The sequence below is a fragment of the Pantoea sp. ARC270 genome (genome assembly GCF_003236725.1).
Lineage (GTDB): Bacteria > Pseudomonadota > Gammaproteobacteria > Enterobacterales > Enterobacteriaceae > Pantoea > Pantoea anthophila.
In genome coordinates this window covers 30578-48771 of record NZ_PUGA01000026.1, presented here as the reverse complement: position 1 = coordinate 48771, position 18194 = coordinate 30578, and the positions used below count along the sequence as shown (strand labels likewise).

The 18194-nt window shown below is 51.8% G+C and carries 19 protein-coding genes and 1 other RNA gene; 10 read left to right on the top strand and 10 right to left on the bottom strand.

The genetic code is table 11. The features are described 5' to 3' along the window. Positions 1 to 99: 99 nt before the first annotated feature. Complete coding sequence (locus CKF42_RS12770) at positions 100 to 1689, top strand: hypothetical protein (RefSeq protein WP_146239939.1); 1590 nt, start codon at positions 100 to 102, stop codon at positions 1687 to 1689. A 90-nt stretch (positions 1690 to 1779) separates the two neighbouring features. Here CKF42_RS12770 and CKF42_RS21075 read toward each other — a convergent pair whose 3' ends face one another. The 4 genes from CKF42_RS21075 to smpB form a co-directional block, all read right to left on the bottom strand. After that, positions 1780 to 2352, bottom strand: coding sequence for a hypothetical protein (locus CKF42_RS21075; protein ID WP_146239938.1), 573 nt, complete (start codon positions 2350 to 2352; stop codon positions 1780 to 1782). Positions 2353 to 2418: 66 nt separating this feature from the next. Continuing rightward, positions 2419 to 3606, bottom strand: a complete 1188-nt coding sequence (locus CKF42_RS12765) for an integrase domain-containing protein (RefSeq protein WP_111208335.1) — start codon at positions 3604 to 3606, stop codon at positions 2419 to 2421. Positions 3607 to 3798: 192 nt separating this feature from the next. Continuing rightward, positions 3799 to 4160: a transfer-messenger RNA gene (gene ssrA / locus CKF42_RS12760) on the bottom strand. 43 nt (positions 4161 to 4203) lie between these two features. Next, a complete protein-coding gene (gene smpB, locus CKF42_RS12755; protein WP_009088626.1) occupies positions 4204 to 4686 on the bottom strand; it encodes an SsrA-binding protein SmpB in 483 nt (160 codons plus the stop codon). A gap of 158 nt (positions 4687 to 4844) precedes the next feature. On the opposite strand from smpB, the gene CKF42_RS12750 reads away from it, so the two are divergent. Together CKF42_RS12750 and CKF42_RS12745 are read left to right on the top strand one after the other, a co-directional pair. After that, positions 4845 to 5279, top strand: coding sequence for a type II toxin-antitoxin system RatA family toxin (locus CKF42_RS12750; protein WP_009088627.1), 435 nt, complete (start codon positions 4845 to 4847; stop codon positions 5277 to 5279). Then, a complete protein-coding gene (locus CKF42_RS12745) occupies positions 5272 to 5565 on the top strand; it encodes an RnfH family protein (RefSeq protein ID WP_009088628.1) in 294 nt (97 codons plus the stop codon). The genes CKF42_RS12750 and CKF42_RS12745 overlap by 8 nt, the downstream gene beginning before the upstream one ends. 89 nt (positions 5566 to 5654) lie before the next feature. On the opposite strand, the gene bamE is transcribed toward CKF42_RS12745, so the two are convergent. From bamE to nadK, 3 genes are all read right to left on the bottom strand, one after another. Further along, positions 5655 to 6002 (bottom strand): outer membrane protein assembly factor BamE, encoded by a 348-nt coding sequence (gene bamE / locus CKF42_RS12740; protein ID WP_009088629.1) that lies wholly within the window; start codon positions 6000 to 6002, stop codon positions 5655 to 5657. A 185-nt stretch (positions 6003 to 6187) separates the two neighbouring features. After that, positions 6188 to 7849 (bottom strand): DNA repair protein RecN, encoded by a 1662-nt coding sequence (recN, locus tag CKF42_RS12735; protein ID WP_111208334.1) that lies wholly within the window; start codon positions 7847 to 7849, stop codon positions 6188 to 6190. 84 nt (positions 7850 to 7933) lie between these two features. Then, on the bottom strand, positions 7934 to 8812 hold the full coding sequence (gene nadK / locus CKF42_RS12730; protein WP_009088631.1) for an NAD(+) kinase: 879 nt from the start codon (positions 8810 to 8812) through the stop codon (positions 7934 to 7936). 122 nt (positions 8813 to 8934) lie between these two features. On the opposite strand from nadK, the gene grpE reads away from it, so the two are divergent. Then, positions 8935 to 9516 carry a nucleotide exchange factor GrpE gene (gene grpE / locus CKF42_RS12720; RefSeq protein ID WP_009088632.1) on the top strand — a complete coding sequence of 194 codons (582 nt, stop codon included), beginning with the start codon at positions 8935 to 8937 and terminating at the stop codon, positions 9514 to 9516. 59 nt (positions 9517 to 9575) lie between these two features. Here grpE and ung read toward each other — a convergent pair whose 3' ends face one another. Further along, positions 9576 to 10256: a uracil-DNA glycosylase gene (gene ung / locus CKF42_RS12715; protein WP_111208333.1), complete on the bottom strand. Its 681-nt coding sequence runs from the start codon at positions 10254 to 10256 to the stop codon at positions 9576 to 9578. A 242-nt stretch (positions 10257 to 10498) separates the two neighbouring features. On the opposite strand from ung, the gene grcA reads away from it, so the two are divergent. Continuing rightward, the gene (grcA, locus tag CKF42_RS12710) at positions 10499 to 10882 is read left to right on the top strand and encodes an autonomous glycyl radical cofactor GrcA (protein WP_009088643.1); all 384 of its coding nucleotides are present in this window, start codon (positions 10499 to 10501) and stop codon (positions 10880 to 10882) included. Between the two features lie 217 nt (positions 10883 to 11099). Here grcA and srmB read toward each other — a convergent pair whose 3' ends face one another. Then, positions 11100 to 12428, bottom strand: coding sequence for an ATP-dependent RNA helicase SrmB (gene srmB / locus CKF42_RS12705; RefSeq protein ID WP_111208332.1), 1329 nt, complete (start codon positions 12426 to 12428; stop codon positions 11100 to 11102). 164 nt (positions 12429 to 12592) lie between these two features. Here srmB and CKF42_RS12700 point away from each other — a divergent pair, with 164 nt between their 5' ends. Then, on the top strand, positions 12593 to 13342 hold the full coding sequence (locus CKF42_RS12700) for a tRNA1(Val) (adenine(37)-N6)-methyltransferase (RefSeq protein WP_111208331.1): 750 nt from the start codon (positions 12593 to 12595) through the stop codon (positions 13340 to 13342). On the opposite strand, the gene nadB is transcribed toward CKF42_RS12700, so the two are convergent. Continuing rightward, positions 13327 to 14949, bottom strand: coding sequence for an L-aspartate oxidase (gene nadB, locus CKF42_RS12695; protein ID WP_111208330.1), 1623 nt, complete (start codon positions 14947 to 14949; stop codon positions 13327 to 13329). The two genes, CKF42_RS12700 and nadB, sit on opposite strands and share 16 nt — an antisense overlap. Before the next feature lie 412 nt (positions 14950 to 15361). On the opposite strand from nadB, the gene rpoE reads away from it, so the two are divergent. Genes rpoE through rseC form a run of 4 tightly spaced genes read left to right on the top strand, consistent with a single transcriptional unit; the run spans position 15362 to position 18038 of the window. Further along, positions 15362 to 15940, top strand: coding sequence for an RNA polymerase sigma factor RpoE (gene rpoE / locus CKF42_RS12690; protein ID WP_009088652.1), 579 nt, complete (start codon positions 15362 to 15364; stop codon positions 15938 to 15940). Between the two features lie 27 nt (positions 15941 to 15967). Further along, the gene (gene rseA / locus CKF42_RS12685) at positions 15968 to 16621 is read left to right on the top strand and encodes an anti-sigma-E factor RseA (protein WP_009088654.1); all 654 of its coding nucleotides are present in this window, start codon (positions 15968 to 15970) and stop codon (positions 16619 to 16621) included. Next, positions 16621 to 17577, top strand: coding sequence for a sigma-E factor regulatory protein RseB (gene rseB / locus CKF42_RS12680; protein WP_009088656.1), 957 nt, complete (start codon positions 16621 to 16623; stop codon positions 17575 to 17577). The genes rseA and rseB overlap by 1 nt, the downstream gene beginning before the upstream one ends. Next, positions 17574 to 18038 carry a SoxR-reducing system protein RseC gene (rseC, locus tag CKF42_RS12675; RefSeq protein ID WP_111208329.1) on the top strand — a complete coding sequence of 155 codons (465 nt, stop codon included), beginning with the start codon at positions 17574 to 17576 and terminating at the stop codon, positions 18036 to 18038. The genes rseB and rseC overlap by 4 nt, the downstream gene beginning before the upstream one ends. Positions 18039 to 18194 lie beyond the last annotated feature (156 nt).

The window sequence follows — 18194 nt, the reverse complement described above, 5'->3', positions numbered from 1 at the left end:
AAAAATTTATGTATATTAAGTGATAAGAAAAATCCTAATGAACGTTTTTTCTTATCTCATTGATAATAAATTAAAAATAAATGTTAATAGAGGAATCCTATGTTAGTTTATGTTAATACCTTTAATTGTGTTGGCGAAAATGGTTTTTTTGGTGTAGTTAGGTCAATTTGTGGTTGGCTTAATAGAGTTGCCAGAATTAAGATCTCACCAGAAGATTTGCTATCGCGTCGAGAATGGAACGTAGAGAGATCATACGTTAGAACTTATACTGCAGATAGATTTGAGCCTAAGTTGTATTCTGTTATGTACACACATCCAGATAAAGATGTTTCCGGAAGACAGTGGATAACTGAAATTGGTGTTAAAAGAGAAGGTGAAAACACTTTTGTTTCGGTATTACTTGAAATTAGTGATGTAAGCACACTTGTGGATTCGAAACCAATAGCCACAAGGCCTTCACTCATTTCTTATTTGAAGAAAAACTGTGAATTTGATCATGATGTTATTGGTCTGAAAGTAGAATATATACAAAGTCAATACGGTGACTTCCAGTATTTGATGCATGAGATTTCAAGGGATAATAGAACCTACCCACTTGTTTTTTTGAGTGAGGGTGAAAAGGGGTTTCCTGTAGTACCTGAAAAACTTCAAGAGCAGCTTATCGGCTTGGCTCAAGTTGTCGCTACAAGTGGCAAAATAGATTCATGGGAAATGGAGCGCCTTTTAGGAAGAACTTATTCATCATGGGGGGGGGCGATAAATATAATTTATCCAATTAATCCCTCTGGGTATATTGGGACGAAATTAATTTTGCCAAAGCAAATTGATGAGATGAATAAGAAAGGCATATTTGTTAACAATCATATTCTATCTATAATTACACATTCTTTTAATGGGTTTAAGAAAAAGTCACATTTATCTCCAGCAAATGTCCGAGCAAAGAGACAGCGTGATGATAATATTTCCTTTAGGGAAAGGTTAAATGTTCTGAAAGGAGGTCAGCAGTATGAAGAGTTGCTCGAAGAAGCGTTGACTGAATTGGAATCGTTTAAAGAGGCTGCTGAAGGAGTGGAACTAGAGTATCTAAAGCAAATCGATGAGCTTGAGGTGAATATTAGTGATTTATCCAATGAAAATATAAAGTTAGCATCAGATAATGATAGGTTAAAATTTGGGCTTAAAGATTCAAAAAGTTTAATTAATAATGAAAATAATGATATTGATATTGATGGCCTGATAAGTTTGATCAGTAACCGCCTAAGCCCAGAAGCGGTTTTGAATGTTATTGAAAAACTTATCCCTAGCAATGTTTTTATATTAAAAACTGCATACTCTTCAGCAAGAGAATCCTCAAAATTTAAACATGGGCATAGGTTAATCTTCCTTCTTTACAAACTCTGCACCTCATATTTAAAAGAATATTTAGAAAATGGTGATAATACTGCAAAAAATATTTTAGGTGATGCTTATTCAGCAAATGAATCTGAAACGGTTGAGAAGTCGAGTGTTTTATCAAAAATGCGAGAGTTTGAATATAATGGAGAGAAAATCAAAATGTTTCAACATGTTGGGATAGGCACAGCTAGATCAAAAAGTGAAACGATAAGAGTTCACTTCTATATTGATAAAGAACATAGCAAAGTTGTAATTGGTTACTGCGGAGAACATCTAGACGTCAAGTCAACTTAGTCTTAGTATGATATGGTTGTGGTTTTTCTAAATCACAACCACCTATTTTTGGGTTGAGTTATAAATAAGTATTGAGAGACATTGAGGCTTTTACGTTGAATATTTAAAAACGCCACCATTGTTATTAAGGGATGTAAGTATTTCGTTTAATCTTATTATTTCAGACACTAAGCTATTCATTTCATATTCTGTATCTAGTAACTTGAAAACATCATAATCTAAAAAGTAGGCGCGAAAGAAATGTCCAGGAATTCCATCATTTTGAGGTCTATTACCAACGAACTCGGGAAGAATAATGCCAGTTATTTCAGTGGAAATATATTCATCGAGCCTTTCATCAAAATGCTCAATAGCATTTCTTAGTTCTCTACTTTTTAAAGGGCTTTTTTCATTAACATTAAGTGCTTTTCGAAGGAATTCCCCTCTATTAGAATATCCTTTACGGACTGGCCAAAAGTATCTAGACAAGGATGCACCTTGAAGCACGATGTTTTGCAATTCATTTAAAATTTCATGTGCCGATAATGTGTGAATGCTATTTACTGGATTGCATTCTTCAAATGCATGATGAAGCTTATCAATTGAGATAATGGCAGATTGACAGTTGAAAAGCATACTATGAATATAAAATGCTTGATATGGAGTCCAGATTGAAAAATTCATTTTTTTTCCTTATGGGATTTAGTCGAAGTTAAGTTATTAGTAATTAATTAAAATTCAAAAAATTAATTAAGGCTTAACTATTTTACCCCAAGTATTCATTAGTAATTTTCTCTGCTCTAAGTATGTAGATCTGTTGTATGCCCTTCTTACTTCATTTTTTTCAGTATGAGCTAACGCAGCTTCTATTACGTCGGAGTTGAATTCCAGTTCATTAAGGGCTGTACTAGCAATTGAACGAAGTCCATGTGCTACTAGCTTACCGCCATAACCTATCCTTTTCAAAGCTGCGTTAGCAGTTTGGCTGTTCATCGATTGCTTAGGATCATTTCTGCTTGGAAATACATGTTCGCGATGAGCACTCATGGGCATCATCATATTTAAAATTTCTAATGCTTGAGCTGATAACGGAACAACGTGTTCGCGCTTAGCTTTCATACGTTCGGCTGGAATTATCCAAAGCTTAGCATTGAGATCGATCTCTAACCATCGTGTACCAGATGCCTCCGAAGGACGCACAAGGGTTAAAAGCTGCCATTCAATTAGGCACCGAGTTGGAACGGATAGGTTAGACATTTGTAAAGAACGCATAAGCTTCGGCAATTCTTCCGGTCGCAGTGTTGGCATATTCTGCTTTTTAGGCTTTTCAAAAGCCATACCGATCCCAGAAGCAGGATTTGCATCAATCAAACCCGTGTTTACAGCATAAATCATAATCTCGTTAATACGCTGTACCAAGCGGCGTACTGTTTCAAGAGCACCACGGGCCTTAATCGGCTCAAGTGCTTCTACAAGCTTACGGGCTTTGATTTCCTGCACGGGAATCTCGCCAATGGCAGGGAAAACATCTTTCTCAAGAGAACGCCAGATATCCTTCGCGTAATCCGGGGTAACGCTGGCTTGCTTCAAGGTAAACCAGTTAAAGGCTACAGTTGAAAAAATACTGTCTAAGGCGATCTGCTGCTGTTCTGTGACTTTTTCAGCCTGGGTCTGTGGGTCAATACCATTAGCGAGTAAGCAGAGGTAATCAGCACGCAGACGCCTGGCATCGGCCAGCGATAGGGCAGGGAAGGCACCGAGGCCCATCATGGTGCGCTGCTTTGTTGCTGGCCGCTGGTAGCGAAAACGCCAGAGCTTCTTGCCAGTGGTTTTTACAACCATAAAAAGCCCGTCGCCATCATGCAGGGTTATATCTTTGTCAGTGGCTTTTGAGCGAAGCACTTCAGTGTTGGTTAAAGGGCGTGTTGTCCTTGCCATACGGGCTTTCCTACGAAAATTGGTATACGTTTTTAGGATACATCTTACCGTATACCAATACGTATACCAATTATCACTGGATTCAGGCGGATCGTCTCGGAAGGTTACAGACACAAAAAAGCCCGCAGGGCTTGTGCCATGCGGGCTTTCAGGACTTCTGCGGATGGCACTGGAACCATCTTTGAAGAATTTTGGTGGAGCTGGCGGGAGTTGAACCCGCGTCCGAAATTACTACACCGTCGGCACTACATGCTTAGTCAGTTTTTACATTCGCCGGTCAGCTGCGAACAGACACGCCACTGACAGACTAGCCTGATTGGATTTAACGCTTCAACCCCAGGCAGGGCATCCACGCGATCTCTTTTGGGTTTGACCTCTCTTGATCCCCGTCTTAAGAGCGGAAGCTAGGGAGAGAGGGCTCAGAGCAGGTTATTAAGCTGCTAAAGCGTAGTTTTCGTCGTTTGCGACTATTTTTTTGCGGCTTTTTACGAGGCAAACCGCCCCTCGGCATGCTCCTAAGGCTTCACAATCCCGTCGAATCCAGAATCAGCCCCAGAACTTCAAATATTAGCAATTAAACAGCATAAAATCCAGTGCTTAGCGCGCTGAATTCTTCATGATACGGGCTTTGTCTAATTTCCATTCACGATCTTTGATGTCGTCGCGCTTGTCGTGCTCTTTCTTACCTCGTGCCACACCAATCTTCAGTTTGCACCAGGCGTTCTTCCAGTAAAGCGACAGCGCCACGAGGGTGTAACCTTCGCGGTTAACGCGCCCATAGAGGGAGTCGAGTTCGCGTTGCTTCAGCAGGAGCTTACGGTTACGGGTCGGGTCACAGACCACATGGCTGGACGCAACCGCTAAGGGTTGAAAGGTTGAACCGAACAGGAACGCTTCGCCATCGCGCAGCAGAATATAGCTGTCGCTGATGTTGGCTTTACCGGCACGAAGTGATTTAACTTCCCATCCCTGTAACGATAATCCCGCTTCATACTCCTCTTCGATGAAGTATTCGTGGCGGGCGCGTTTGTTCATGGCAACAGTGGCCGAACCGGGTTTGTGTGCTTTTTTCTTTGTCATAATGAGGCGTATTTTACATCACTTAGTCGGTTATCGCATCCCCAGTCCAGCGGGGCAGCAGGAAACGGGATATTCTAGCACACCCTTTACCAGGGACATTTTTGTTTGATCGCTGAAAATGCTATTATTCAGCGGTTTCTTGATGAACAGGAACCATTATGGCTCAGATTAGTCGTTCGGCACTGGTCCCGTTTAGTGCCGGGCAGATGTACAAACTTGTAAATGATGTGGATGCCTATCCGCAATTCCTGCCGGGTTGCACCGGAAGCCGCGTGCTGGATGCGTCAGAGAATCAGATGACGGCGTCTGTGGATGTCTCGAAAGCGGGTATCAGCAAAACCTTTACCACCCGTAACACCCTGACGGATAACCAGAGCATCCATATGCAGCTGGTTGACGGCCCGTTCCGTAAGCTGACCGGCGGATGGAAGTTCGTCTCGCTGGGCGATGACGCCTGCAAAGTCGAATTAAGCCTGGAGTTTGAATTCACCAATATGCTGGTAGAGATGGCCTTTGGACGCATCTTCAAAGAGCTTGCCAACAGCATGGTGCAGGCTTTCACCCAGCGCGCCAAAGAGGTCTACAGTGCCTGACATCACCGTTGAGGTGGTCTATGCGTTGCCTGAAAAGCAGTATCAGCTCTATGTCAAAGTGGAGCAGGGCAGCACGGTAGAACAGGCCATCGTAAAATCAGGGTTACTGGAGCTGCGTCGCGAAATTGACCTCGCCAGCAACAAGGTCGGCGTCTACAGTCGGCCGGTGAAGCTGGATGACGAGGTGAATGAGGGCGATCGTATCGAGGTTTATCGTCCGCTGATTGCCGATCCTAAAGAGCTTCGTCGCCAGCGTGCAGAGCGGGCTGCGGTGAGCAAAAAATAAGTTCTGTCTGGCTTTACAGATAACGGACATAAAAAAAGGCGCTCGGTGCGCCTTTTTGCTGCCTGTTTTTCAGACTCTCTGCCGTGTGATTAATCGCTGTTCTGAGAGAGATTCGGCTTATTGTCGATGTTGGTCAGCACACCGTTGCCATCAAAGGTCAGGGTCAGCGTCTGCTGTTTGACGCGCTCATGGCCGGGTTCCTGACGGAAGATGTAATACCAGACGTTGCTGCCAAACGGGTCTTTCATCATCGGCGTGCCGAGTGTGTAAGCCACCTGCTGCTGTGTCATACCGGTATGGATCTTGGCCACATCGTTGGCAACCAGATAGTTGCCCTGGTTGATATCAGGACGGTAGACCACGCGCTCTAAAGTGGAACATCCGGCGGTCATCATCAACATTACCACTGCCGCGGCAGTCAGCGTTTTACAGCGCATCTATACATTCCTTTTCCGGGGCCAAACGCCTCAACAGGCGATTTTATTGCCATCAAAATCTGAACTCTGCCTGCGGCAGGCTTTATTACTCTGGCGACATAAGTGCCGATGATAATAAACCTTTTCGCTGTTGGAAACCTCTGCAGAGCAAGCATATGACCCCGTCAGGTTAAAAAAGTGCGCTGCTATGCGGCTAAAAGTTCTTTTGCATTCGCCAGGGTGTTGCGGGTGACCTCGCTGCCGCCCAGCAGTCGTGCCAGTTCCTGCAGGCGCGCCCGCTTGTCCAGCGGCTGCATGTGGGTTTCAGTCATTGCGCCGTCGGTCTCTTTGCTCACAAAGAAGTGCTGATGACCGCAACCGGCCACCTGCGGCAGGTGCGTGACACACATAACCTGCGTCGATTCACCCAGCTGACGCAGCAGTTTACCTACGACAGCGGCGGTCGGGCCGCTGATGCCGACATCAACCTCATCGAAAATCATTGCCGGCGTTTCCATTTTCTTCGCGGTGATCACCTGAATCGCCAGCGCGATACGTGACAACTCACCGCCTGAGGCCACTTTACCCAGCGGCTGGAGCGGCTGACCAGGGTTAGTGGTGACCTGGAAGTCGACGCGGCTTGCGCCATCAGCCGTCAGCTGATCCGGGTTAAAGGTCAGGGCGATTTTAAACTGGCCGTGCGGCATTGAGAGCAGATGCATACTCTGGGTAATCAGCTGCTGCAGCTCATCTGCAAAGTGGCTGCGCTGCTGATGAAGCTCTTCGGCGCTCTTAAGGGCCGCCTGATAGTGTTCACCGACCAGCGATTGCAGGCTCTCCTGATCGCTTTCGTGCTGTGACAGCAGCTCCGCTTCATCCAGCAGCTGCCGATGCAGTTCAGGCAGCGCTTCTGGCGTGACGTGATGCTTACGCGCCAGGGCAATTTGGCGTGAAATTCGTTTTTCCAGTTCGTACAGGCGATTAGGGTCCAGATCGAGGCTGTCACAGTAGTGACGCAGCTCATCGCTCGCTTCGCTCATATGGATAGCCGCCTCTTCCAGCAGGTTATGCACGCCGTTCAGCTTCTCATCCAGCGAGGTCAGCTCAGAAATCAGCTCACGGGCGCTGTAGAGCAGGCTGTTGAGATTGGTGTCATCACTGTCGGAGAGCATCTGCAGCGCCTGCTGGCTGGTTGACAGCAGCTGGCCGCTGTTCGCCAGACGCTTGTACTCTTCGTCGATCTGCTCATATTCACCCGGCTGCGGGGCAAAGTCGTTCAGCTCTTTAAGCTGATACTGCAACAGTTCACGGCGCGCTTCGCGCTCCTGCGCCTGCTGCTGATGCAGCGCCAGGGTGCGGCAGCTCTGATGCCAGGTCTGATAGCTGGCACGCATGCGCTGCAGCAGATCATCATGACCGACATAGGCATCCAGCAGATGTTTCTGGTGATCGGGTTTAAGCAGAAGCTGATGGGCATGCTGACCGTGGATCTGAATCAGCAGCTGACCAAGGTCGCGCAGCTGAGAGAGCGGGACCGCAGTGCCGTTGATAAAGCCGCGCGAACGGCCATCGGCGCTGATTACCCGGCGCAGCAGACACTCGTTGCCATCATCCAGCTGATTATCCAGCAGCCAGCGCTGGGCTGAAGGGGAGGCCTTAAGCTGGAAACGGGCACACAGGTCAGCCCGGCTGGCTCCCTGACGCACCATGTCGGCGTCAGCACGACCGCCAAGACATAATCCCAGCGCATCAATCGCGATGGACTTACCGGCACCGGTTTCACCCGTGATGGCTGTCATGCCGCGGTGGAAATCAATGTCGAGCTCACGAACGATAGCGAAATTACTGATGGTCAGTTGGGCCAGCATAGGTTCACCTGTACGAATAAACACATATGGTTTTTCATACAGTATAAACTGGTTTTTTATCCAGTAAAGAGGCTGCACCCCTTTTCAGAACAATTTTTTTGACCAGCCCAGCTTAGAGCTCAGCGTATTGAAATAGCTGTAGTTTTTAGGGTGAATCAGGTTGAGGTGATGATTGCTGCGCCGGATCAGAACATCCTCGCCTTCCTGAATCGGCAGGGCGATCTGACTGTCGCAGCTGATTTCCAGGTCGCTGCGGCGGGACGAAAAGCGCAGTCGGATGGTGCTGCTGCTGTTGATGACCAGCGGCCGCGCCGAGAGCGTATGCGGGAACATTGGCACCAGCACGATCGCTTCCAGCGACGGTGTCAGAATCGGGCCCCCCGCAGAGAGCGAGTAGGCGGTCGAGCCGGTAGGGGTGGAGATAATCAGTCCGTCAGAGCGCTGCGAAAAGGCGAACACCTCATCGATGTAAACCTCAAATTCGATCATGTGCGCGACTTTGCCGGGATGGAGTACCACCTCGTTGATGGCGGTGCCGATGCGCGGCGAACAGGCCGATTTGCACACCTGCGCTTCCAGCAGAAAGCGGCTCTCGACAAAATAGTTGCCCTGCAGCACCTCATCCAGCTGCTGCTGCGCATTGTCGGGGTCGAGGTCGGTAAGAAAGCCCAGGTTACCGCGGTTAATGCCAATCACCTTGATGTCGTAACGGGCCAGCACCCGTGCAGCCCCCAGCATGTTGCCATCACCGCCTACCACCACCGCTAAATCGGCCTGCTGACCAATCTCCGCCAGCGTGCCGGTCTGCACATCGTGAAGCGACAGCTCCTGCGCAATCTGTTGCTCGACGATCACTTGATAACCTTTGGCTGTCAGCCAGCGCCAGAGCATCTCATGCGTGGTTAGCGCGGTGGGATGGCGTGGATGACCCACAATACCAATGCAGTTAAAGTGTTTGTTCATCTGGTCGGTGTTCCTTATAAGCCAAAACGGCAAGGCAATGTGACAGGTTCCCTTGAAACCGCTATTTCAATCCCCATAATAAGCCAACCAGCGAAATGAATGTGCAAAACGCGGAGAAATTCATGAGTAGTAAAGAACAGAACACCCCAAACGAGCAAGTCTCAGACGAAATTCAGCAGGATCAGCAGCAACCTCAGGAAGCGGAGACAGCGGCAGAGGTGGATCCGCGTGATGAGCGTATCGCTCAGCTCGAAGCTGAATTAGCGCAGTCTCAGACCGGCGTGCGTGATGCTCAGCTGCGTGCGCAGGCTGAAGTCGAAAACATTCGTCGTCGTGCGGAAATGGACGTTGAGAAGGCGCACAAATTTGCGCTGGAGAAATTTGCCAACGAACTGCTGCCGGTTATCGACAGCCTTGAGCGCGCGCTGGAAGTGGCGAACAAAGAAGATTCACAGCTGGCACCTATGATCGAAGGGGTTGAACTGACTCTGAAAGGTCTGCTGGGTGCCGTGCGTAAATTCGGTGTTGAAGTGGTCGGCGAAACCGGCGTGCCGTTTAACCCGGAAGTGCATCAGGCGATGTCGATGATGGAGTCGGAAGAGTTCGAGCCTAACCATGTCATGCTGGTGATGCAGCGTGGTTATACGCTGAATGGTCGCCTGCTGCGTCCGGCGATGGTTGCCGTTGCCAAAGCCAAAGGCTGATTCAGCACCGGAATCCCGCTACACGGCCGCGCACTGACGCGGCCGTGTGCATTCTGGCGTCAGTCCGGTAATACCGGCGTCCAGTCCACCGGTTTTTTGCCGGCCGCGCTGAGCAGTTCGTTGGTTTTTGAGAAATGGTGGCTGCCGAAAAAGCCGCGATGCGCAGAGAGCGGCGAAGGGTGCGGCGCCTGCAATACATGATGGCGCTGGCGATCGATGATGCTGCCTTTCTTCTGGGCATGCGATCCCCACAGCAGAAAAATCACCCCTTCACGATGCTGATTGATCGCTGCAATCACATTATCGGTAAACGTCTCCCAGCCGAATCGCGCATGGGAGTGCGCTTTGCCCGCCTCGACCGTTAAAACGGTGTTCAGCAGCATCACACCCTGTTTCGCCCAGCTCTCCAGGAAGCCGTGACTGGGTTTCTCAAAGCCCGGAATATCCTGCTGCAACTCTTTATAGATATTTTGCAGGGATGGCGGCACCTGAACACCTGGCAGCACAGAGAAGGCCAGGCCGTGTGCCTGGTGAGGGCCATGATAGGGGTCCTGACCGAGGATGACGACATTGACGTCGCCCAGTTCCGTCAGGCGAAAGGCATTAAAGACATCTTTCTGCGGCGGATAGACGGTGACCCCCGCAGCGCGTTCATCGGCGACCAGCTTCAGCGTCTCGACAAAATAGGGTTTCTGTTTCTCTTCAGCCAGCACGTCGTGCCAGGTCAGCTTTTCAGCCATGTTCAACTCCCTTTCCGTTAGTGCCGTAAGCTTAGCCGTTCCTGCCGCCCAGCTGAAGGTAAAATAAATTTGAAAAATACAAATAAAGTTAAGAAGCAATGCATTTTCAGATCAACGGGTTAGCCTGAATGGCCACGGAGCGCCGGGTGAAGATTGATGCAGGTCAAGGCCGGTCGAAAGGATGGGTGGTATACCGGAGCCTTAAATTTGATTTATTCACCTATTATTCGGGAGATGCAAAGATGATCACAGGAATCCAGATCACTCAATCCAACCATGCCAACCTGCTGAACTCCTTCTGGCTGCTGGACGAAGAGAAAGCCCAGGCGCGTTGCCTGTGTGCCGCCGGGGGTTATGAAGAAGACCAGGTTGTGGCTATCAGCGAGCTGGGCGAATTTGCTTATCGTGAAGTTCCGGTAGAAATCAAACCGCAGGTGCGTGTTGAAGGCGGTCAGCATCTGAACGTCAACGTGCTGCGTCGTGAAACGCTGGAAGATGCGGTGAAGCACCCGGAAAACTACCCGCAGCTGACCATCCGCGTGTCGGGCTATGCCGTGCGCTTCAACTCACTGACTCCTGAACAGCAGCGTGACGTGATTGCCCGTACTTTTACCGAAAGTCTTTAAGTGGCCTGAGTGATTGGACGCTGAAAATAAACGCAAAGCGCACACAGCATATTTTATCAGCATCATCAGCAAGATAGAGAGTCATGTACAGCGAGCCGGTCAGTGAGTATCGCCAGCAACGCGATCAGGCAGGTAAAATGGTGTGAAAAGGCTGTTAACAGCTGTCAGCTAAAAAAAATCGCCTCATCAGAGGCGATTTTTTTGTTTAAGCGCTGTTTTATTCCGCATTCTCGTTAGCGGACGCGGTGCCGCTTGCCTTACGGCGTTTGCCGATATTTTTGGCGTCACGATGGCGTTTTTTCACGCGGGGTTTTTCAGTTTCGCTCGCTTTCTTCTCTGCGCGCTTAGCCAGCACCTTTTTCGACGGTTTGCCGGTGGTTTTCGCACTTGGAGCGCGGGTCACCGGACGCAGTTCGTCAATGACGCGCGCTTTAATCGGCTCATTAACGTAGCGGGTGATTTTACCCAGCAGGACGTAATCGTGCGCTTCGACCAGCGAGATGGCGATGCCTTTACGACCGGCGCGACCGGTACGGCCAATACGGTGCAGATAGGTATCGGCGGTGCGCGTCATGTCATAGTTGAAGACGTGGCTGACATCTTCAACGTCGATGCCGCGCGCCGCAACGTCGGTGGCAACCAGCACGTTCACCCGTCCTTCACTCAGACGTTTGATCGCTTCGTTACGCTTCGCCTGCACCATTTCGCCTTCCAGATAGCTGGTGCGAATCCCCGCTTCGTGCAGCCAGCTCACCAGCTCATGCAGACGCTCACGCTTGCGCACGAACACGATGCTGCGTGTCACTTCCGGCTGCTTCAGTAGATGGATCAGTAGTTTGGTTTTGTGCTCAAGATCGTCAGCGCGGTAGTACCACTGCTGGATCTTTTTGCGCTCGCGACGGCTCGGATCCGCTTCCAGCTCAACCGGATCGTTCAGCAGACGTTCGGCGAAATCGCGGATGTTGTCGCCTTCCAGCGTGGCGGAGAAGAGCAGGGTCTGTTTGCGCCAGCGCGTTTCAGCCGCGATGGTTTCGATATCCTGGGCGAAGCCCATATCCAGCATACGGTCCGCTTCATCCAGCACCAGCGTTTCCACAGCGCGGCAGTCGAAGTTCTCTTCTTTAATATACTGCAGCAGGCGACCGGTGGTCGCGACCACGATATCCTGGTTTTCGCTGAACACTTCGGCGTGGTTCATGTAGGCCACGCCGCCCGTGATGGTCGCGATATCCAGATGGGTATGTTTCGCCAGTTCACGCGCGTGTTCGGCGACCTGCATCGCCAGTTCGCGGGTCGGGGTCACAATCAGGATGCGTGGCGGGCCAGATTTCTTGCGCGGAAAATCAAGCAGGTGCTGCAGCGCCGGTAACAGATAGGCGGCGGTTTTCCCGGTCCCGGTAGGTGCCGAACCCAGAACGTCGCGGCCCTCCAGCGCGGGCGGAATTGCAGCAGCCTGAATCACTGTTGGACGCGTGAAGCCTTTTTCCTGCAACGCTTGTAGCAGGCTTTCGTCGAGTTCGAGTTCGGAAAATGTGGTTACTGTCATGGTCTACCTCAGTTTGGGGCGCTGATTATAGACAGATCAGACTGAATCTTCATCTGTTAATCCGTTTCCGCTGCGCCTGGGGTTGTCTGCCGCGTGAATTCCCTCTGTTGCCACGTTACACTCATGCGCTGCCGGACGGCAGGAAAAAACGATGGTAGTGAACAATGATGCAGGATAAGCCGCGTGAACGGCCACAGTTAAACAAGAACGGTTTTACCTTTAAACAATTTTTTGTCGCGCACGATCGCTGTGCGATGAAAGTGGGAACCGATGCCATTCTGCTCGGGGCCTGGGCACCGGTGGCCGGGGTCAGGCGCATTCTGGATATCGGCAGCGGCAGCGGGCTGATTGCCCTGATGCTGGCGCAGCGTACACCGTCGCAGGTGCTGATCGATGCGGTTGAATTAGAGCCTGAGGCCGCGCAGCAGGCGCAGGAGAATGTGCAGCAGTCGCCGTGGCCTGAACGAATCCGGGTGCATCAGCACGACATCGCCCGCTGGGCAGAGGAGTCCACCGCGCGTTACTCCCTCATCGTCAGCAATCCCCCTTACTTTGCGCCTGGCGTGGCCTGTTCTACGCCAGCGCGGGACAGCGCCCGCGCCACAGCCTCGCTCGACCATCAGACGTTACTGCGCAGCGCGGCGTTACTGATTGAGGAGGAGGGGATGTTCTGCGTGGTGCTGCCTGCCGCCATCGGCCAGGATTTTATCGCGCTGGCAGAGGCGGATGGCTGGCATCTGCGTTCGCGCCTGGATGTGGCGGAGTATGCCCATCGTCCGCCGCACCGGGTAGTGCTGGGCTTTTCGCCGCAGCCAGGCGAAACCCTGCTGGAGCGGCTCGCTATCCGCGCAGCAGACACCCACTATTCGGATGAGTGGTGCAGCCTGACGCGGGCGTTCTATCTCTTTATGTAGCCGGGCGGCGTCAGAATTGTCGGTCGCGCCTCAGGCAGCAGGTTCGGGTAGTCGCGAATATAGTGCAGTCCGCGACTCTCTTTTCGCTCCAGCGCACAGCGCACCATCAGATCCGCCACCTGAACCAGATTCCGCAGCTCCAGGAGATGATTGGAGAGGCGGAAGTGACGGTAATACTCATCGATCTCCTGCTGAAGCAGGGTGATGCGGCGCAAAGCCCGCTCCAGTCGCCGCGTCGTACGCACAATGCCGACATAATCCCACATGAAGAGCCGCAGCTCATGCCAGTTGTGCTGGATGACGACGCGCTCATCGGCATCATCGACCTGGCTCTCATCCCAGGCGGGCAGGGTGGTCACAGCCTCTATGTCTGGCAGGCTCTGGATCAGCGCTTCGGCGGCTGACCAGCCATAGACCAGGCACTCCAGCAGCGAGTTAGAGGCCATGCGGTTCGCACCATGCAGGCCGGTGTAGCTCACCTCGCCGATGGCATACAGGCCGCTGACGTCACTCTGCCCATGCTGATCCACCATCACGCCGCCACAGGTATAGTGGGCGGCAGGCACGATCGGGATCGGTTCCCGGGTCAGGTCGAAGCCAAAGGTCAGCAGCTTTTCATAAATCATCGGGAAGTGGGCGCGCACAAACTCTTCCGGCTGGTGGCTGATATCCAGATACATGCAGTCCACGCCCAGCCGCTTCATCTCATGATCGATGGCGCGTGCGACGATATCGCGCGGAGCCAGCTCGGCGCGCTCATCAAAATCGGGCATGAAACGACTGCCATCGGGACGCACCAGCCAGGCGCCTTCTCCGCGCAGGGCTTCAGTCAGCAGGAAGTTCTGCGCCTGGGGATGAAACAGGCAGGTGGGATGAAACTGATTAAATTCGAGATTGGCGACCCGGCAGCCCGCACGCCAGGCCATCGCAATCCCGTCACCGGAGGCGACGTCAGGATTCGTGGTGTACTGATACACTTTGGCGGCGCCGCCGGTCGCCAGCACCACCGCCCGCGCCTGACAGGTTTCCACCTGCTCGCGGTTACGGTTCCAGATCCAGGCACCCACCACCCGGCGCGGGCCAGGCTGGCCGATTTTATCGGAGAGAATCAGATCGACCGCGTTGGTGCGCTCCAGAATGCGGATGTTCGGGTGGCTGAGCGCCTGGCTTACCAGCGTGGTTTCAACCGCATGACCGGTGGCATCGGCACTGTGCAGAATGCGGCGATGGCTGTGTCCGCCTTCGCGCGTCAGGTGATAGCGCATCTCGCCTGAGGCCTGCGGATCGAGATCAAAGGCAACGCCATTGTCGATCAGCCACTGCACACAGTGCCGCGCATTGCTGGCGATAAACGAGACCGCCTCCCGGTCGCACAGTCCGGCGCCGGCAATCAGCGTATCTTCTATATGCGCTTCAATACTGTCGGTCTCATCGAACACCGCCGCAATGCCGCCCTGAGCATAAAGCGTAGAGCCTTCATTGACCTGCGCTTTGCTGAGCACCGTGACCTGATACTGTTTCGCCAGGCGCAGCGCTAAAGAGAGGCCCGCCGCACCGCTGCCCACAATCAATACATCACACTGATAATCCGGATTCGCATTTGTCATGATGTTTAATTTACTAAACAAAGATTGCCCTGAGCATAAGCCCTGAGCCGGTCACTGTGAAGTATTTTAAACAAAAGTTCGCAGATCCACGGTGTGAATTCAGAAAAATCACCGATAATCATTAAGTTATAAACAGTACAATTTGAGCTCTGTTTTCTATACCAAACTTATTATCGGCGGAGGATTTAATGATGAAAAAGCTGTTGTCATAGGTTACTCTGCCTGCGATTTGCGCTCCTTACACTGAACGAAAACGAACAACCTGTGTAATCAATTCCGGAGCGGCAAATATCAGGTCGGGAAGTGAACTTCGCACCACATCACAACTCTAAGCGCATGCTTGCTCAGAACCAATGAGATGTGCTGGCAGTTACTTTATGCGTAAGAAAAGTTTGGGGAGACATTACCTCGGATGAGCGAGCAGTTAACGGATCAGGTTCTTGTCGAGCGGGTTCAGAAGGGAGATCAAAAAGCTTTCAACTTACTGGTGATTCGTTACCAGCACAAAGTGGCGAGCCTGGTTTCACGCTATGTACCTTCAGGCGATGTGCCTGATGTCGTACAGGAATCATTTATCAAAGCGTATCGCGCACTGGATTCATTCCGTGGCGATAGCGCCTTTTATACCTGGCTGTACCGCATTGCGGTCAATACAGCGAAAAATTACCTGGTTGCTCAGGGGCGTCGTCCGCCATCCAGCGACGTGGATGCGATTGACGCAGAAAATTTCGAAAGTGCGGGTGCATTAAAAGAAATTTCGAACCCTGAGAACTTAATGTTGTCTGACGAATTGAAACAAATTGTCTTTCGTACCATCGAGGCGCTACCCGAGGACTTGCGTATGGCAATCACCCTCAGGGAACTGGACGGCCTGAGCTATGAAGAGATCGCCGTCATTATGGATTGCCCGGTAGGCACTGTTCGATCACGTATCTTTCGTGCGCGAGAGGCTATTGATAACAAAGTTCAACCGCTTATCCAACGTCAGTGATAACGGCTACTGGAAGGGTACATAGGCATGCAGAAAGAAAAACTTTCCGCTTTAATGGATGGTGAGACCTTAGATAACGAGCTGTTTTCCGCCTTATCGAAGGACGCAGAACTGCAGAAAAGCTGGGCAAGCTATCACCTCATCCGCGATACCATGCGCGGTGACGTGAGTGAGCACCTGCATTTCGATATCTCTGCGCGCGTCGCTGCTGCTATCGAAAAAGAACCGCTGCGTTCTGTCACAACGCTGATTCCTGAAGCTCAGCCAGAACCTTCCCGCTGGGAAAAAATGCCGTTCTGGAAAAAAGCGCGTCCGTGGGCAGCTCAGCTGACGCAGGTGGGTGTGGCAGCCTGTGTGTCACTGGCCGTCATCGTGGGTGTTCAGCACTACAATCAGCCTGAGGGCAGCGCGACTCAGACCTCTGACTCGCCGGTGTTCAATACGCTGCCGATGATGGGTAAAGCGTCGCCGGTCAGCCTGGGCGTGCCGTCTGATGCGTTTGACACCAACAGTTCTAATCAGCAGGTTCAGGATCAACGTCGTCGCGTCAATGCGATGCTGCAGGATTATGAACTGCAGCGTCGTCTGCACGCTGATCAGCTGCAATTCGAAACCGATGCCCCTAAACAGGCACAGGTGGATGTTCCCGGAAACCAATCTTTAGGACAGCAGCAGCAGTAATGAAGCCGCATTGGTATGCTGTTAGCCTGCTGGCAGGCAGCCTGTTGTGGTCATCTGTCTCCCCGGCGCAAACTTCGGCGTCCGGGGCGCTATTGCAGCAGATGGAACAGGCAAGCCAGAACCTCAACTACGAATTCGCCTATATCAACGTCTCCCGCATCGGCATCGAATCGCTGCGCTATCGTCATGCTGTGATTGATAACCGGATATTCGCTCAGCTGCTGCAGATGGACGGGCCGCGTCGGGAAGTGATCCAGCGCGGCAACGATATCAGTTACTTCGAACCTGGCCTCGATCCCTTTTCGCTTCCCGGCAATCACATCATTGACGCACTGCCGTCTGTGATTTTTGCTGACTTCAGCAAGCTGGCCAGCGCCTACGATTTTATTACCGTGGGACGCTCGCGCATTGCCGATCAGATGTGTGATGTACTGCGTATCGTTTCACGGGATGGGACCCGCTACAGCTATGTGGTCTGGCTGGATGTCGACACCAAACTGCCGCTGCGCATTGACCTGCTTGACCGTGATGGTGAAACGCTGGAGCAGTTCCGCGTGATCAGTTTTGCGGTGGATGAGGGGGTGCGTAACCTGATGCAGGGGCTGGAGAAAGCCAATCTGCCGCCGTCGCTGTCGGTGCCGAAAGGGGATGCGGTCACGCTCACCTGGCAGCCAGGCTGGATCCCTGCCGGGATGTCACTGGTGTCGCAGAATCGCCGTTCGCTGCCGGCGCTGAACAAAAATATGGAATCGAAGCTCTACAGCGACGGCCTGTTCAGTTTTGCGATCAACGTGACGCCGGCGGATAAAACCAGCCTTACCCAGACATTGCGCACTGGGCGTCGTACGGTTCAGACTGTTGTGCGCAATAATTACGAGATTGCGGTGATTGGCGAGATACCGCCTTCAACCGCTAAACGTATTGCGGACAGCATCGACCTGGGATCACAGAAATGATGAGAGAATGGGCCACCGTGGTGGCATGGCAGGATGGCATCGCCACGCTGCACACTGAAGCAAAAACCTCCTGCAACAGCTGCCAGGCGCGCAAAGGCTGTGGCAGTCATATGCTGAATAAACTCGGCCCGAAAAATGCTCACGTGATGCAGATCGCCAGCAGCGAGCCACTGCAGCCGGGGCAGCGGATCGAACTGGGCATCAGAGAGAGCAGCCTGCTCGGTTCGGCGCTGCTGGTCTACATGACGCCGCTGCTGGGCCTCTTTCTGGTGTCGGGTCTGTTTCAGTCGCTGTTCAGCAGCGATCTGGCGGCGGCCTGCGGTGCGCTGCTGGGCGGCGTTGGCGGCTTTATTATCGCCAAAGGCGTTTCACTGAAATTTGGCGATCGCGAAGCCTTTCAGCCGGTGATCCTCAACATCGCTTTACCTCCCGATGCGCTGCGTGTCGAAAGCGAAGCGTAATGCACGTCCAGGCCGCGCACTCCGCGGCCTTTGTCCGTTCTGCCCTGCGCAGATATCTGTTTCGCTTCCACCTCGTTCCATTCTTTTATGCGCGGCGTTAACAGTGTAATATGCGTCGTCATTAATGAGGCTGACAGGATTGTGGGTAAAGAGCGA